We start from the raw sequence: 16,190 nt of genomic DNA, 5'->3' as shown, positions 1-16,190 counted from the left end.
CCGTCTGTAGGACATCGGAAACTTTCAGCCAAAAATCACAGTCAGCCATAAACGGGGGGTCAGCCCCCCACCCTCTTGAAAGGAGTCACCATGGCTGCGATTCCCGACTGGGTGCCCATCGCCCCCAGCGTCGCCATCACTCGCTTCACGGTGCTGACGGTCAATATCCACAAGGGTTTCACCGCCCTGAATCGGCGTTTCATCCTGCCCGAGCTGCGTGAAGCGGTGCGCAGTGTGGGCGCCGACATGGTGTTTTTGCAGGAAATCCACGGCACCCATGAGCGCCATCCGCAGCGCTACAGCGACTGGCCAAACATGCCGCAGTACGAATTTCTCGCCGACAGCATCTGGCCGCAGTTCGCCTATGGGCGCAACGCGGTCTATCCCCACGGCGACCACGGCAACGCGTTGCTGTCGAAATTCCAGATCGTGCGCTACGACAATCTCGACATCTCCCAAAGCGGTCACGAAAGCCGTGGCCTGCTGCATTGCGTACTGCGCCTGCCGGGCAGCGGGCAGGAAGTGCATGCCATCTGCATTCACCTGGGTTTGCGCGAGGTGCACCGCCAACAGCAATTGCGTTTGCTTGAACAGCGTATCCGCGAGATTCCGGCCGATGCGCCCTTGGTGGTCGCCGGCGATTTCAACGACTGGCGCCAACGTGCCGACCTGAGCCAAAGCGGTCTGAGGGAAGTGTTCGTCGAAACCGCTGGCAAACCCGCGCGAACCTTCCCCGCGCGGCTGCCGCTGCTGCCGCTGGACCGCATTTATGTGCGCAACCTGAAGGTGCACAACCCCCGCGTGCTGACTACTCGGCCCTGGTCCCACCTCTCGGATCATGTGCCGCTGTCGGTGGAGGTCGAGCTATGAACATCGCCGTAGAGCACATCGCCACCGACCAGCCACCGGATGACGCCAAGGCCCGTGACCTGGATTACGGCTGGCAGAGCGGCAACCAGATCGAGTTGTTGGAGAACGGCGAAGCGTATTTCCCGCGTGTGTTCGATGCGCTGCGCGTCGCACAGCGCGAGATTCTGCTGGAGACCTTTATCCTCTTCGAAGACAAGGTGGGGCACGCGCTGCAGCGCATTTTGATCGAGGCCGCGCAACGTGGCGTGAACGTGGTCGTCAGCCTGGATGGTTTTGGGTGCGGAGAACTGAGCCCCTCGTTTCTCGGCGAGCTGGCGCAGGCTGGAGTCACGGTGCAGATGTTTGATCCGGCGTCCAAGACCTTGGGGGTTCGTACCAACTGGTTTCGCCGCCTGCACCGCAAGATAGTGGTGGTGGATGCGACGGTGGCGTTTATCGGCGGGATCAATTTTTCTGCCGATCACCTCGGGGATTTCGGCCCCGAAGCCAAACAGGATTATGCGGTACAGGTGACGGGCCCGGCGGTGGCCGACCTGCACCATTTCGCCTTGGCACAAAGCGGTCGCCAAGTGCGCACGCGGCGTGGTTGGCGACGGCGCCAGCAGCGGCCGCCATTGTGGTCGACCGACAACGCCGATGGCCTCGTACGACTTATTTACCGCGACAACGTGCAGCACCGCGATGACATCGAAGAGGCGTATATCCACGCGCTGAGCAAAGCGCAAAAACGCGTGGTGATCGCCAACGCCTACTTCTTCCCCGGCTACCGGCTGCTGCGGGAAATTCGCAACGCCGCGCGCCGTGGCGTACACGTGCAACTGATCATGCAAGGTCAACCGGACGTGCTGCTGGCCAAGCTTGCGGCGCGCATGCTGTATGACTATCTGCTCAAGGACGGGGTGGTGATCCACGAATATTGCCAGCGCCCGCTGCACGGCAAGGTCGCCCTGGTGGACGACGAGTGGAGCACCGTGGGGTCGAGTAACCTGGACCCTTTGAGCCTGTCGTTGAACCTGGAAGCCAACGTGTTGATTCGTGACCGGGCGTTCAACCAGCAGCTCTACGAACGCCTGGACATCCTCGCCAACACCCACTGCCAGACCATGCCGGAAAACCGCAAGCCGCGCTTGTGGCTGTGGCGACTGACCGTGGGTTTCCTGGTGTTTCATGTGATGCGCCATTTCCCTGCGCTGACCGGTTGGCTGCCCGCCCATAAACCGCGCTTGAAGCCTTTCGAGAGCCAGGCCCATGACCTCTGAAACCCGCTTCCAGCGTTGGAAGAAACCGCTGACCATCGTGTTCTTCCTGGCGTTGATCGTATTGTTCACCCTGCTCGCCCGGCGTATCGACTGGAGCGAGGTGGTGCAGACGCTAGGCGATTTCAAAGTGCGCACGTTACTGATCGCGGGCGCAGTGACGTTGTGCAGTTTTCTTGTCTACGCCAGCTTCGATTTGATCGGCCGTACCTACATCCGCCAGGACCTGGGATGGAAGCAGATCCTGCCGGTGGGGATCATCAGTTATGCGTTCAACCTCAACCTGAGTGCGTGGGTGGGCGGCATCGCCATGCGCTATCGGTTGTACTCACGGCTGGGGGTAAGCACCGGCAATATCGCCAAGATCCTCGGCCTGAGCCTGGCCACCAATTGGTTCGGCTACATGGCATTGGCGGGGGTGATTTTCAGCAGCGGCCTGGTGACGATGCCGCCGGGCTGGAAAGTCAGCAGCAGCGCCTTGCAGGGCATCGGCGCGTTGCTGGTGCTCGTTAGCCTGGGTTACCTGGCCGCCTGCCAATTTTCGAAAAAACGCGCCTGGTCGATTCGCGGCATCGAGATCAACTTGCCGTCGCTGCGCATGGCGTGTTTGCAGTTGGCGCTGGGCGCGTTGAACTGGTCGCTGATGGCCGCGGTGATCTTCACCCTGCTGCCGGCCAAGCTGGACTATCCGCTGGTACTGGGGGTGCTGTTGATCAGCGCGATTGCCGGGGTGGTCACTCATATCCCAGCTGGGCTTGGGGTGCTTGAAGCCGTGTTTATTGGACTGTTGCAGCATGAGGCATCGCGCGGCAGCTTGCTGGCGGGGTTGATTGCCTATCGAGCGATCTACTTTATTGTGCCGCTGTTGATTGCGCTGGTGATGTACCTCGCAGTGGAGGCGAAGGCAAAGGCGTTGCGGGTTAAGAAGGCACCGGCTTGAAATGAGGGTGATGGGTAAATCGCTATCGCAGGCAAGCCAGCTCCCACCTTGGAATGCATTCCAAATGTGGGAGCTGGCTTGCCTGCGATAGCGATCTAAAGGTCTCCAGATTATTGGGACTGAATGATGCTCAACCGTTCACCCACCACCATCTCGGTAATCCAATCCACAAGGATTGAGGTATAGGCCTGCTGTGAAACGGGGTCACTCAATGAGTGGTCAGCGCCATCGATGATGCGATGAGTCAGCGAATGCGTCTGCTGGCACGCGGCGCGGTAGCTCATGATGGTGGCGTGTGGCACGTGATCGTCGGTTTCCGATTCAACGATCAATACATCCCCGGTGAATTTCGCACACGCATGCAGTGCGCGGTTGGTCTCGGCATGCACCAGGGTGCTGCGGTATTCCATCAAGTCGACCTTATCCAGATCGCGCTTGGGCTTGAGCCATTCCTGGTCGCGGTACAGCGCTGGCACCCGCAGCGCGAGCCAGCGCACCGGGCGCAGTGAAGTGAGGATCGCCGCCAGGTAACCGCCGTAGCTAGTGCCGACTACCGCAACTGCCGAGGTGTCGATGGCCGGGTGAGACAACAGCCGATCGTAGGCCGCCAGCAGATCACGCAAGTTGTCTTCACGGGTGACGCGGGACAATGGAATTCCGTTGCCGGCGTGCCCGCGAAGGTCAAAGGTCAGGCACACGCAACCCAGACCGGCAATACCTTTGGCGCGTTCAAGGTCACGCTCCTGGCTCCCGCCCCAACCGTGCACGAACAACACCCCCGGTACTTTGGACTTGGGGCTGAGGAAGGTGCCACTCATCTGTTCGTCGTCGATATCGATCGCAATGCTTTCGCTTCTAGCCGTCATAAGAGTTGACCGTTACGTACTTGAGAAGAAAGTCGCTGTTTTCCGCCGGCCCCCGGTATACCTCGATGGCGTCGGCAGGCAGTGCCTGGTCGACGTAGGTTTCCACCGAAGACACACGGATCGCTTGCAGGCCAGGGTTGTTGATAAAGCTCTGCAACGCGGCGACTTCCGCGCTGCTGGCGCCGCCCATGCGCCAGGACTGTTCGAGTACACCGCTACGGCGTTGGCCTTTGCTATCCAGGCCTTGGGCGATGTCGTAGTTGCGTCGTGAGGCGTAGAAACCGGGGTAGGCTTCGGCGGCGGCGGCGTCAAAGACTTGGGCTTGTTGAATGGCTTCGCGCACGTCATCGGACAAGTTGAGCTTGAGCAAGTCCTCGTAGTAACCGGGTACCACCAGCAAATTGGAACCCCCGTAGACCTCTTCACCCTGTGCGTCCTGCGTCAGGTATTGTTCGCCGCAATAGCTGATCACATGATCGCCGATGAAACTTTGGCCGACACTGTGGGTAACCACGTCATGCAGATCTTGCTCCAGCACCACGCCCTCATTGAACAGACTCGCAGCGTTGGGACGCGCCAGTAGCGCGTCGAATTCGTCGAGGCTGAGGATCACTTCCTGGCCGCGCCCGGCGCAGGCGTGCACGGGCTTTAGGCGGACGGGGCCGTTTTCGAGCAAGCGCATAGCAGCGGGCCGTGCATCCTCCAGCGCGAACACGGTCAAGCCATCCAACACGACGTTTCGAACACGCTTGCAGAACAACGGCGACCAACCTTCAGGAGCCATCGCCTCTGGGCTGAGTAGCTCGTGACTGATGGCTTTGGTGGCGATGAAATCGTGATCGACGTATCCGCCCCACAAGTCGTCCGGACCTTGGATATGAAACGCGCGTGCCTGGGCGGGCCCGACCAAGGTTTGCGTAGGCAAAAGGTACAGCTCACGCCCCGCGTGCAGATCAGCGTCGTAGCGGCCAGCGAACTTGAGTCCCAGGATCTGCGCCAGCCAGCGCGCCAGGGCGCGATTGGTTTCGGTCTCGTGCAACGGTGCGGTGTCGCGCATGGAATGGGCAACCACGCGTGTCTTGCCTTGAGTCGGGGTCATGCGTCCCCCTTTAGCATCATGCTATGTGTGTAGGGCAACGATTGCAGGGATCAGGCCAAGACGCGGGAGGTAGCAATCACGGTTAAAGTCAGGTGGTTATGGAATAAACGGTGGCAGTTGGCCTGTTTTATTCTGCACGACACCGCCGTTGGTCGGCTGTGTTCTGCACGATTCAAACGCCAAATCGACTGCGGTAATCACTCGGCGCCAGCCCCGTGATCTTCTTGAAGGTCGCGCGGAAAGCACTGGGGTCCTGATAGCCCACGGTCCAGGCGATATGGTCGATGGTGCCGTTGGTGAATTCGAGCATCTGCCGGGCCTTTCCTACCCTCAAGTGCTGGCAGTATTCGGTCGGTTTCAAACCCGTGGCATTACGGAAGCGTCGTAGGAAGGTGCGCTCTTCCAATCCTGCCTCCTGGGCCATCGCGGTGACCGAAACATCCACCGCGCCGCTGGCCTGTAGCCAGTGCTGAACCTTGAGAATCGCGGCGTCTCCATGCCCGAGAATCGGCGCAAAGTTGCTGCCGCACTGGCTGGCACTGTCGCTGTGTTCGATCACAAGGAAACGCGCAGTGTCGGCAGCGATGCTGGGGCCCATCAAGCGATCCACCAGGCGCAGGCCCAATTCGGACCAGGCCATGAGGCCGGCGGTGGTAATCAGATCGCCATCATCCACAATGGGTTTATCCGCCTCCAACCTTACGGCCGGATAGCGCGTGGCAAAGGACTTGGCGGAGGACCAATGCGTGGTCGCGCTGCGCCCGTCCAACAAGCCACTGCGCGCCAGCATGATCGAGCCGATGCACACGCCGCCCAGCACCGTACCCGCCGCGTGCTGTTGGCGAATCCATTCCAGCAGCGCGGGGGGCGCCTGTTCTTCGGTGAACTCGCCAATCGAGGGCGGCACTAACACCGCCATCATCGATTGATCGGGCCCGGGGTGGCTGTCAAACACGCGCGCAGGTTGGCCAGTGGCGTCCACCTGCCAATGACTGACGCGCAGCAGTGGCAGTTGTGCTGATTGATGCTCGGCGGCGATTCGGTTGGCCACGCCAAACAAGTCGGTCAAGCCATGCACGGCGGCCAATTGCGCCCCCTGGTAAATCAACACGCCCAGCTCAACGACGGCCATTGTCAGTTTTCCCCCTGTTATTGTCGGTGCAGCCAATCCCCGGTGCAGGCGCCAGCTAAGATACTGGACCCCATCAACCCATCACGAGGCAATACACATGGCCAAGCAAGCGCTCATCCTAATCGATATCCAGAACGACTACTTCCCCCAGGGCAAGTGGCCACTCGACGGCGTGGAAGCCGCAGCCGACAAGGCTGCCAAGGTGTTGCAAGCGTTTCGCCAGACCGGGGATGCGGTCATTCATGTGCGCCACGAATTTACGTCCGACGATGCGCCGTTCTTCACCCCAGGTTCCGCCGGTGCGCATCTGCACAGCAAGGTGTTGAATGAGGGCAGCGAGCCGGTGGTACTTAAACACTTCGTGAATGCGTTTCGCGAAACCAACCTGCGTGCCCTGCTGGAACAACGCAGCATCACCGAACTGGTGGTGGTCGGCAGCATGAGCCACATGTGTATCGATGGCGTGGTGCGGGCGGCGGCGGATCTGGGCTACAAGGTCACGGTGATCCATGACGCGTGCGCCACTCGGGATCTGGAGTTCAACGGGCAGGTGATTCCAGCGGCGCAGGTACACGGGGCGTATATGGCATCGCTGGCATTCGGGTATGCGGGCGTGGTGTCGGCGGACGAATACTTGAAGGCACAAGCGGCGGCGGCATGACCGCCACTTGAGCGCCCGTGTTTAGCGAGTCGCGATGATGAACAGCCGCGGGAAGGGCAGCAACACGGTGCCATCAGCCAGGGCTGGGTAGGCCTGGCTGATCCGCGCGTGGTATTCCTGTAGGAAGGCGGCCTTTTCGCTGTCGGTCAACGGTGCAAGAAACGGCCTCAGGGCCGATGCCTTGAACCACTCCACCACCGCAGCGTGATCCGCCAGCGGGTGCAGGTACGTGGTACGCCACACGTCGACGGTGCTGCAGTGCTTGCTCAGCAACTCGTAGTAGTAGCTGGCGGCGTGGCGTTCATTGTGTTTGACCGCGCCGATCTTGGCAGCCCATGGACCGTCGGCCGCGACTTCGCGGGCAAGCCGGTGCGCGGGCTCGTCAAGATTGTCTGGGGTTTGCACCGCCAGCGTGCCGCCCGGCACCAGTTGATTGACCAGGTGCGGGTAAAGCGTGGCGTGATTCGGCAGCCATTGCAGGGACGCATTGGCGAGGATCACATCGAACGGCTGTGCGGGGCTCCAGGCGCCGATGTCCGCCAATTCGAAACTCAGCGCTGGCAGGCGTTTGCGCGCGTCGACCAACATGTCATCGGAGCTGTCCATGCCGATTACGTGCGCCTGCGGGAAGCGTTCGGCGAGTACTTCGGTGGAGTTGCCGGGGCCACACCCCAGGTCGACAGCGGTGCGCACCTCGGTATTTGGGATGGCCGCGACCAGGTCACGGACGGGACGAGTGCGTTGTTGTTCAAACATCGTGTATTGCTTGGCTGACCAGGTCATCACGGCTTTCCTGCTTTTTGGGAGGTTGGCTACAGCCTAAATCTTGTTACCCATGAGAACAAATGCCAGGATTGACCACCTCCCATACCAGGAAAGTATGCCAATGCTGGAAATTCGCCAGCTCAAAGCCTTCGTTGCCATCGCAGAGGAAGGCTATATCACCCGCGCAGCTGAGCGGCTCGGTATGCAACAACCACCGTTGACGCGGATGCTGCAAAGCCTGGAAGCCGAACTCGGCGTTGCACTGATGGAACGCTTGCCACGAGGCGTACGCCCGACCACCGCCGGGCAGGCCTTGCTGGAAGAAGCGCGGGGCATTCTCGCCCAGGTGGATGGCGTCGCCGACGTAGTGCGCCGCGCAGCGCGGGGGGAGCGCGGGCGGCTGGCAATCGGCTTTACCAGTTCTGCCGCGCTGCATCCGTTTGTCCCCAGCGTGTTGCGGCTATTTCGCGAGACCTTTGTAGGCGTGACAGTGGTGCTGGAAGAAGCCGGTACCGGCGAGTTGCTGGACGCCTTGGTGCACGAGAAGCTCGACGCGGCGTTTATCCGCTCGCCGCTCAGCGGAACGCAGTCATTGCAGGACGAACCCATTCTGGTGGAGCCGATGCTGCTGGCACTGCCGACCGATCATCCGCTCGCACTCGACTCGGGCTCGCCCCTGCCCCTCGCGGCCTTGGCGACCGAAGCCTTCGTGCTCTATCGCCGTCGCGTGGGCCTGGGATTGTATGACGCAATTCTGGTGGCGTGCCGCGAAGCGGGGTTCAGTCCGCAAGTGGTGCAGGAAGCGCCCCGCATGACAGCAACCTTGAGCCTGGTGGCCGCGGGCCTTGGCGTGTCCATCGTACCGGCGTCCATGCAACGGCTGCGCGGAGACGGCATCGTCTACCGCGAACTGCGCGAGTGCCAAAGCCTGGTGGCGCCACTGCACCTGGCAACGCGAATCGACGACGGCTCGGCAGTGCTGCGCAGGTTCAAGGAGATGGTGGTGACGGCGGCGTCGACAGACGCCTGATCACGGGTAATAAAAAACCCCCGAGGCGTGGGCCATCGGGGGTTTGGTCGTTCCAGGCCTTGGACCTTAGAACGGGATATCGTCATCAAAGCTGTCGAAATCCGGAGCCGGCTGCGGAGCGGCCTGTTGTGGCGCTGGACGCGACTCACGCTGTGGCTGCTGGCTTGGCTGTGGACGGGACTGCTGTGGACGCGGCGCCGAGTTGGACATGCCGCCCTGGCCTTGTTGGTCGCCCTGTGGACGGCCGCCCAGTAGTTGCATGGTGCCTTGCATGTCGACCACGATTTCGGTGGTGTAACGCTTGATGCCGTCTTTTTCCCACTCGCGGGTTTGCAGCTTGCCTTCGATGTACACCTGCGAACCTTTGCGCAGGTACTCACCGGCGATCTCTGCAACCTTGCCGAACATCGACACACGGTGCCATTCGGTTTTCTCGACCTTCTGGCCAGTCTGCTTGTCGGTCCACTGCTCGCTGGTCGCCAGACTCAGGTTGGTCACGGCGTTACCGTTAGGCAAGTAGCGAACTTCGGGATCCTGGCCGCATGTACCGACCAATATGACTTTGTTAACCCCACGGGCCATAACGTTCTCCTAGGCTGGGCGCGCTGTCGGCACTGGGTTGACCAGTTGCTCGAGCGTCGCGCGATCCAATAATTCGGTGTCCAATTTGATGTAGATGGCGGCTTCTTCAGCGACAACCACGGCATCGGTAACCCCAATAACGGCCTTAAGGCGCTCGACCAGACCGGCTTCGCGGATCGCTTCAGGCGATAACGGCAAACGCAGGCTCGTTACATAGGGAGGTTCGCGCATGGTAACAGCAAAGGCTAGCCAGAGGGCAGCCAGACCTGCGCATCCCAGGAAGACAACCGACAAACCGCCATGCTGGAACATCCAGCCACCCATGATGCCGCCCAATGCAGAACCCAGGAATTGGCTGGTGGAATACACCCCCATCGCCGTTCCCTTGCCACCGGCCGGTGAAACTTTACTGATCAGCGAAGGCAGCGAAGCCTCAAGCAAGTTGAATGCGGTGAAGAACACCACCGTCCCTATTACCAGCGCCCGCAGGCTGTCGCCGAACTGCCAGAAGAATAGCTCAGTGAGCATCAGCGTCGCGACGGCGCCCAACAGAACTCGTTTCATTTTGCGTTTCTTTTCGCCGTAGATGATGAACGGGATCATGGCGAAGAACGAAATCAACAAGGCCGTAAGGTAGACCCACCAGTGCTGCTCCTTGGGCAGGCCGGCTTTTTCAACCAGCGCCAAGGGCAAGGCGACGAAGCTGCACATCAGCATCGCGTGCAACACAAAGATACCTAAATCCAGGCGCAGCAGGTCGGGGTGCTTGAGCGTCGGCAACAATGCCTTGCGCGCAACGCCGGACTCACGGTGCTGCAGCGTGCCGGTGGAGCGCGGCACCATAAAGGCGACGATCACAATGCCGAACAGCGCCATGCCGCCGGTGGCCAGGAACAAGCCATGCAGGCCGAATGCACGCGTCAGGAGCGGCCCGACCACCATCGCCACCGCAAACGACAACCCGATGGTCATGCCGATCATGGCCATGGCCTTGGTGCGGTGCTGTTCACGGGTGAGGTCCGACAGCAACGCCATGACGGCGGCAGAAATCGCACCGGCGCCCTGCAGGACGCGACCGGCAATCACGCCCCAGATCGAATCCGATTGAGCCGCGAGCACACTGCCCAGCGCGAATACGACCAGGCCGAGGTAAATCACCGGACGGCGGCCAATACGGTCGGAGATGATCCCGAACGGAATCTGAAATAGCGCCTGGGTCAGGCCATAGGCGCCAATGGCCAGGCCGATCAACGCGGGGGTTGCGCCTGCGAGGTCCATCCCATAGGTCGCCAGTACCGGCAACACCATGAACATGCCAAGCATACGGAAGGCGAACACCAGGGCCAGACCGCTTGCCGCTCGGGTCTCGCCGCTACTCATGCGTTCGCTGTGGGGATCGTGCATGGAAAAACCTCGTGTGAACCGGCGGCGATTCTACCAGTCCCATCGATTGAGAGGGTATATGCGGCGCTTTGCCGCGCAGCTTTCATGTAAGGCTGCACCCGGCACTTTGACAGTGTATATTCATCCAGTCTTTAGCCGTATACTCCTGCATTATTTACGCCCGCCGTGCGAGGCCATCTTGGACAAGATCCTGATTCGTGGGGCTAGAACCCACAACCTGAAGAACATCGACCTGACCCTGCCCCGGGACAAGCTGATCGTCATCACCGGCTTGTCCGGGTCCGGCAAATCGTCCCTGGCGTTCGACACGCTGTACGCCGAAGGCCAGCGTCGCTATGTGGAGTCGCTGTCGGCCTATGCCCGCCAGTTCCTGTCGATGATGGAAAAGCCCGACGTCGACACCATCGAAGGCCTGTCGCCGGCGATCTCCATCGAGCAGAAATCGACCTCCCATAACCCGCGCTCCACCGTGGGTACCATCACCGAGATCTACGACTACCTGCGTTTGCTGTATGCGCGCGTGGGTATTCCACGCTGCCCGGACCACGATATTCCGCTGGAAGCCCAGACCGTCAGCCAGATGGTCGACCTGGTGCTGGCGCAGCCGGAAGGCGCCAAGTTGATGCTACTGGCGCCGGTGATTCGCGAGCGCAAGGGTGAACATCTTTCCGTCTTTGAAGAGCTGCGTGCGCAAGGTTTTGTGCGCGCGCGCATCAACGGCAAGCTTTATGAGTTGGATGAGGCGCCGAAACTCGACAAGCAGAAGAAGCACACGATCGACGTGGTGGTCGACCGCTTCAAGGTGCGGGCAGACCTGCAACAGCGCCTGGCGGAATCTTTCGAAACTGCTTTGAAGTTGGCGGACGGTATCGCGCTGGTAGCACCGATGGATGACGAGCCCGGGGAAGAAATCATCTTCTCGGCGCGCTTCGCCTGCCCCATCTGCGGCCATGCCATCAGCGAACTGGAACCCAAGCTGTTTTCATTTAACAACCCGGCCGGTGCTTGCCCGACCTGCGATGGCCTGGGGGTTAAACAGTTCTTCGACATCAAGCGGCTGGTCAATGGCGAGCTGACATTGGCGGAGGGGGCGATACGCGGCTGGGACAGGCGCAACGTCTATTACTTCCAGATGCTGGGGTCATTGGCTTCCCACTATAAGTTCAGCCTCGAAGTACCGTTCAACCAGCTACCGGCGGATCAGCAAAAAGTCATCCTCCACGGCAGCGGCTCGCAAAACGTCGACTTCAAATACCTGAACGACCGTGGTGATATCGTTAAACGCTCACACCCGTTCGAAGGCATCGTGCCGAACCTGGAGCGTCGCTATCGCGAAACCGAATCGGCTAGCGTGCGCGAAGAGTTGGCAAAATTCCTCAGCACTCAACCGTGCCCAGATTGCCGGGGCACTCGCCTGCGTCGTGAGGCGCGGCACGTGTGGGTTGGCGAGAAAACCCTGCCGGCAGTGACCAACCTACCGATTGGTGATGCGTGCGAGTACTTTGGCGTACTCAAGCTCACCGGGCGTCGCGGAGAAATCGCTGACAAGATCCTAAAGGAAATTCGCGAGCGGCTGCAGTTCCTGGTTAACGTCGGCCTGGACTACCTGTCGCTGGATCGAAGCGCGGATACATTGTCTGGCGGTGAGGCGCAGCGTATTCGCTTGGCCAGCCAGATCGGTGCAGGTCTTGTGGGCGTGTTGTACATCCTCGATGAGCCTTCGATTGGCTTGCACCAGCGGGACAACGATCGCTTGCTGGGTACGCTGAAACACCTGCGGGATATCGGCAACACGGTGATCGTGGTCGAGCATGACGAAGACGCGATTCGCCTGGCGGATTACGTCGTCGATATCGGTCCGGGTGCGGGTGTGCATGGTGGGCATATTGTTGCCGAGGGCACGCCGGCAGAAGTCATGGCGCATCCAGACTCGCTGACCGGCAAGTACCTGTCCGGTCGCGTGAAAATTGAGGTACCGGCCAAGCGTACGCCGCGCAACAAGAAGCTGGCGCTGCACCTCAAAGGCGCGCGAGGTAACAACCTGCGCAATGTGGACCTGGAAATCCCGCTGGGCCTGCTCACTTGCGTGACCGGTGTTTCCGGCTCAGGCAAGTCCACACTGATCAACAACACGCTGTTTCCATTGAGTGCCACCGCCTTGAATGGCGCGACCACCCTGGAAGCTGCGGCGCACGACAGCATCAAGGGCCTGGAGCATCTGGACAAAGTGGTCGATATCGACCAAAGCCCGATTGGCCGCACACCGCGCTCCAACCCGGCGACTTATACCGGGCTGTTCACACCCATCCGCGAACTGTTCGCTGGCGTGCCGGAATCCCGCTCGCGGGGCTACGGTCCGGGTCGGTTCTCGTTCAACGTCAAGGGTGGTCGCTGCGAAGCATGCCAGGGCGACGGCTTGATCAAGGTCGAGATGCACTTCCTGCCAGACATCTACGTGCCGTGCGATGTGTGCAAGAGCAAGCGCTATAACCGCGAAACCCTTGAGATCAAGTACAAGGGCAAGAGCATCCACGAAACACTGGAGATGACCATCGAGGAAGCGCGGGTGTTCTTCGACGCGGTTCCGGCGTTGGCGCGCAAGCTGCAAACGTTGATGGATGTGGGCCTGTCTTACATCAAGCTGGGACAATCGGCGACCACGCTGTCCGGTGGTGAAGCCCAACGAGTGAAGCTTTCGCGTGAGCTGTCCAAGCGCGATACCGGCAAGACCCTGTATATCCTCGACGAGCCAACAACCGGCCTGCACTTCGCGGATATCCAGCAATTGCTGGACGTGTTGCATCGACTACGCGACCACGGCAACACCGTGGTGGTGATCGAGCACAACCTGGACGTGATCAAGACCGCAGACTGGCTAGTGGACCTGGGACCTGAAGGGGGTTCCAAAGGTGGACAGATCATCGCGGTGGGTACCCCGGAGCAGGTCTCCGAAATGCCGCAGTCCCATACCGGTTACTACTTGAAACCGTTGTTGGAACGCGACCGGGCCTGAGTTATCGGGCCCAATAAAAAGCCCCTGTCACCTTCCAGTGACAGGGGCTTTTTCGTGACCGGGAATCAGAACTGCGATTGCAGGTAATTCTCCAGACCCACCAGCTTGATCAGGCCTAGCTGCTTTTCCAGCCAGTAGGTGTGATCTTCTTCAGTGTCGTTCAACTGCACACGCAGGATCTCGCGGGTGACATAGTCATTGTGCTTCTCACAGAGCTCGATGCCCTTGCAGAGCGCAGCACGGACCTTGTATTCCAACCGCAAGTCGCTGGCGAGCATTTCAGGCACCGTGGTGCCGGTGTCCAGGTCGTCAGGACGCATACGTGGCGTGCCTTCGAGCATCAGGATACGGCGCATCAGTGCGTCGGCGTGCTGTGCCTCTTCTTCCATTTCGTGATTGATACGCTCGTAGAGCTCGGTAAAGCCCCAGTCTTCGTACATGCGCGAATGGATGAAATATTGGTCACGAGCTGCCAGTTCGCCCGTCAGCAACGTGTTGAGGTAATCGATTACGTCGGGGTGACCTTGCATCGCCCTACATCTCCCTGCTTGAAAGTCTGTAGTTTGAACCATGATGACTCGGAGGTCACGGGATCAACGGCAGAAAAGTGAAGATTTTCTGAGAAAAGTAGCTGAAATAACGCAAAAACCGCCAAAATGAGGGCGGTTCTGCTTATCGTTTAGAGTCAGTTAAGCGATACACCCAGTGCCTTTGCGATTGCTTCTCCATAAGCCGGGTCCGCCTTGTAGAAGTGTGCCAACTGGCGCTGCACTACGTCGCTGGTAACACCTGACATGGCACCTGCGATGTTGTTGGTGAGCAACGCTTTCTGCTCATCATTCATCAAACGGAACAGTGCACCCGCGTGGCTGTAGTAGTCGGTGTCTTCGCGGTGATCGTAGCGATCGGCAGCGCCGCTGAGAGCCAGAGCCGGTTCTGCGTATTGTGGCGCCTGCTTCGGCGCATCGGCGTAGCTGTTTGGCTCATAGTTGGGAGCTGCACCACCGTTGCTACCGAATGCCATCGAACCGTCGCGCTGATAGCTGTGCACTGGGCTACGAGGGGCATTCACCGGCAATTGCTGGTGGTTAGTGCCGACACGGTAGCGGTGCGCATCTGCATAGGCAAACACACGACCCTGCAGCATACGATCTGGCGAAAGGCCAACGCCTGGGACCATGTTGCTTGGGCCGAACGCGGCTTGTTCGACTTCAGCGAAGTAGTTCTGTGGATTGCGGTTGAGTTCCAACTCGCCAACCTCAATCAACGGGAATTCCTTCTGCGACCAGGTCTTGGTCACGTCGAACGGATTCTCGTAGTGAGCATTAGCCTGGGCCTCCGTCATAAGCTGGATGCAGACACGCCATTTCGGGAAATCACCGCGCTCGATGGCTCCAAACAGATCGCGCTGCGCGTAATCCGGATCGGTACCTGCCAGGCGTGCTGCCTCAGCCGGCGCCAAGTTCTTGATGCCTTGTTTGGTCTTGTAGTGCCACTTTACCCAGTGACGCTCGCCCTTGGCGTTGATCAGGCTGTAGGTGTGGCTGCCGAAGCCGTGCATGTGACGGTAGCCATCAGGGATGCCACGGTCCGAAAACAGGATCGTGACCTGGTGCAGCGCCTCGGGAGAGTGCGACCAGAAGTCCCACATCATCTGCGCGCTTTTAAGGTTGCTTTGCGGCAAGCGTTTTTGAGTGTGGATGAAGTCTGGAAACTTGAGCGGGTCACGAATAAAGAACACAGGGGTATTGTTGCCCACGATGTCCCAGTTGCCTTCTTCTGTGTAGAACTTCAACGCGAAGCCACGTGGGTCACGCTCGGTATCAGCAGAACCGCGCTCGCCGCCTACGGTGGAGAACCGCAGAAAAGTCGGAGTTTGTTTACCCACGGACTCAAACAGCTTCGCACTGGTGTACGGGGTGATGTCTTGGGTGACTGTGAAGGTACCGTAAGCGCCTGAACCCTTGGCGTGCACGCGACGTTCAGGGATGTTTTCACGGTTGAAGTGAGCAAGCTTCTCGATCAGATGAAAATCGTCGAGCAGCAACGGGCCACGCGGGCCTGCGGAACGCGAATTCTGGTTATCCGCAACGGGCGCACCGCTGGCGGTAGTAAGGATTTTGTTCTGGCTCATGTGAATATTCCTCAGGTCGGACTTGGAACTGCCGGCTAGTCGGCTTGGTGGAGAGTATTGATCATGAACATGACACCCACAAATTCATTAAATTGCGGACATCAATAGAAAATTACTACCAATAACTCCAACGCCTATAGTGATGAGCACTACCCTGGGAAACTTGTGCAGATGACGCTTTTTTAACGCGCACAAAAAACCGGGCACTAGGCCCGGTTCTTCGTTGCAGACTGTCGTCTTACTCGGCGCTTACAGCTTCGCCGGCAGTAGCACGATCAACCAACTCGACGTACGCCATAGGCGCGTTGTCGCCAGCGCGGAAACCGCACTTGAGGATGCGCAGGTAGCCACCCTCACGGGTAGCGTAACGCTTGCCCAGGTCGTTGAAGAGCTTACCAACGATAGCTTTCGAACGAGTACGGTCGAAAGCCAGACGGC

General features: G+C 59.7%; 15 protein-coding genes. 6 read left to right on the top strand and 9 right to left on the bottom strand.

What is annotated here, in order from left to right:
* The first annotated feature begins 90 nt into the window (after positions 1-90).
* The 3 genes from CFE47_RS07645 to CFE47_RS07635 are packed head-to-tail and all read left to right on the top strand — an operon-like array spanning position 91 to position 3,066.
* Positions 91-870 carry an endonuclease/exonuclease/phosphatase family protein gene (locus CFE47_RS07645; RefSeq protein WP_185708658.1) on the top strand — a complete coding sequence of 260 codons (780 nt, stop codon included), beginning with the start codon at positions 91-93 and terminating at the stop codon, positions 868-870.
* Complete coding sequence (gene clsB / locus CFE47_RS07640; RefSeq protein ID WP_286836159.1) at positions 867-2,129, top strand: cardiolipin synthase ClsB; 1,263 nt, start codon at positions 867-869, stop codon at positions 2,127-2,129. Before CFE47_RS07645 ends, clsB begins: the two co-directional genes overlap by 4 nt.
* The gene (locus tag CFE47_RS07635; protein WP_286836158.1) at positions 2,119-3,066 is read left to right on the top strand and encodes a lysylphosphatidylglycerol synthase domain-containing protein; all 948 of its coding nucleotides are present in this window, start codon (positions 2,119-2,121) and stop codon (positions 3,064-3,066) included. Before clsB ends, CFE47_RS07635 begins: the two co-directional genes overlap by 11 nt.
* Before the next feature lie 110 nt (positions 3,067-3,176).
* Here the strand turns inward: CFE47_RS07635 and CFE47_RS07630 are convergent, their stop codons facing one another.
* From CFE47_RS07630 to CFE47_RS07620, 3 genes are all read right to left on the bottom strand, one after another.
* Entirely contained in the window at positions 3,177-3,932 is a 756-nt protein-coding gene (locus tag CFE47_RS07630; protein WP_185708661.1) for an alpha/beta hydrolase family protein, read from the bottom strand.
* Complete coding sequence (locus tag CFE47_RS07625) at positions 3,922-5,031, bottom strand: DUF3182 family protein (RefSeq protein WP_286836157.1); 1,110 nt, start codon at positions 5,029-5,031, stop codon at positions 3,922-3,924. The genes CFE47_RS07630 and CFE47_RS07625 overlap by 11 nt, the downstream gene beginning before the upstream one ends.
* Positions 5,032-5,203: 172 nt before the next feature.
* On the bottom strand, positions 5,204-6,163 hold the full coding sequence (locus CFE47_RS07620) for a GlxA family transcriptional regulator (RefSeq protein WP_286836156.1): 960 nt from the start codon (positions 6,161-6,163) through the stop codon (positions 5,204-5,206).
* A 97-nt stretch (positions 6,164-6,260) separates the two neighbouring features.
* On the opposite strand from CFE47_RS07620, the gene CFE47_RS07615 reads away from it, so the two are divergent.
* The gene (locus tag CFE47_RS07615) at positions 6,261-6,824 is read left to right on the top strand and encodes a cysteine hydrolase family protein (protein ID WP_286836155.1); all 564 of its coding nucleotides are present in this window, start codon (positions 6,261-6,263) and stop codon (positions 6,822-6,824) included.
* A 21-nt stretch (positions 6,825-6,845) separates the two neighbouring features.
* Here CFE47_RS07615 and tam read toward each other — a convergent pair whose 3' ends face one another.
* The gene (gene tam, locus CFE47_RS07610) at positions 6,846-7,607 is read right to left on the bottom strand and encodes a trans-aconitate 2-methyltransferase (RefSeq protein WP_286836154.1); all 762 of its coding nucleotides are present in this window, start codon (positions 7,605-7,607) and stop codon (positions 6,846-6,848) included.
* Positions 7,608-7,710: 103 nt separating this feature from the next.
* Between tam and CFE47_RS07605 the strand changes: the two genes are divergently transcribed.
* Positions 7,711-8,619, top strand: coding sequence for a LysR family transcriptional regulator (locus tag CFE47_RS07605; protein WP_286836153.1), 909 nt, complete (start codon positions 7,711-7,713; stop codon positions 8,617-8,619).
* A gap of 66 nt (positions 8,620-8,685) precedes the next feature.
* Here the strand turns inward: CFE47_RS07605 and CFE47_RS07600 are convergent, their stop codons facing one another.
* Both CFE47_RS07600 and CFE47_RS07595 read right to left on the bottom strand, forming a co-directional pair.
* A complete protein-coding gene (locus tag CFE47_RS07600) occupies positions 8,686-9,201 on the bottom strand; it encodes a single-stranded DNA-binding protein (RefSeq protein ID WP_003232445.1) in 516 nt (171 codons plus the stop codon).
* A gap of 9 nt (positions 9,202-9,210) precedes the next feature.
* Positions 9,211-10,605, bottom strand: coding sequence for an MFS transporter (locus CFE47_RS07595; RefSeq protein ID WP_286836152.1), 1,395 nt, complete (start codon positions 10,603-10,605; stop codon positions 9,211-9,213).
* 178 nt (positions 10,606-10,783) lie between these two features.
* Here CFE47_RS07595 and uvrA point away from each other — a divergent pair, with 178 nt between their 5' ends.
* The gene (gene uvrA, locus CFE47_RS07590) at positions 10,784-13,618 is read left to right on the top strand and encodes an excinuclease ABC subunit UvrA (protein WP_286836151.1); all 2,835 of its coding nucleotides are present in this window, start codon (positions 10,784-10,786) and stop codon (positions 13,616-13,618) included.
* Positions 13,619-13,683: 65 nt separating this feature from the next.
* Here the strand turns inward: uvrA and bfr are convergent, their stop codons facing one another.
* The 3 genes from bfr to CFE47_RS07575 all read right to left on the bottom strand — a co-directional run.
* A complete protein-coding gene (bfr, locus tag CFE47_RS07585; protein ID WP_017736661.1) occupies positions 13,684-14,148 on the bottom strand; it encodes a bacterioferritin in 465 nt (154 codons plus the stop codon).
* A 155-nt stretch (positions 14,149-14,303) separates the two neighbouring features.
* The gene (locus tag CFE47_RS07580; protein WP_286836150.1) at positions 14,304-15,752 is read right to left on the bottom strand and encodes a catalase; all 1,449 of its coding nucleotides are present in this window, start codon (positions 15,750-15,752) and stop codon (positions 14,304-14,306) included.
* Between the two features lie 238 nt (positions 15,753-15,990).
* The coding region (locus tag CFE47_RS07575; RefSeq protein ID WP_286818207.1) for a bL17 family ribosomal protein at positions 15,991-16,190 on the bottom strand (200 nt) is incomplete at its 5' end.

Source organism: Pseudomonas sp. PGPPP1 (assembly GCF_002255865.1).
GTDB classification, from domain to species: Bacteria; Pseudomonadota; Gammaproteobacteria; order Pseudomonadales; family Pseudomonadaceae; genus Aquipseudomonas; species Aquipseudomonas cremoris.
This window is presented reverse-complemented; position numbering and strand designations above follow the sequence as displayed.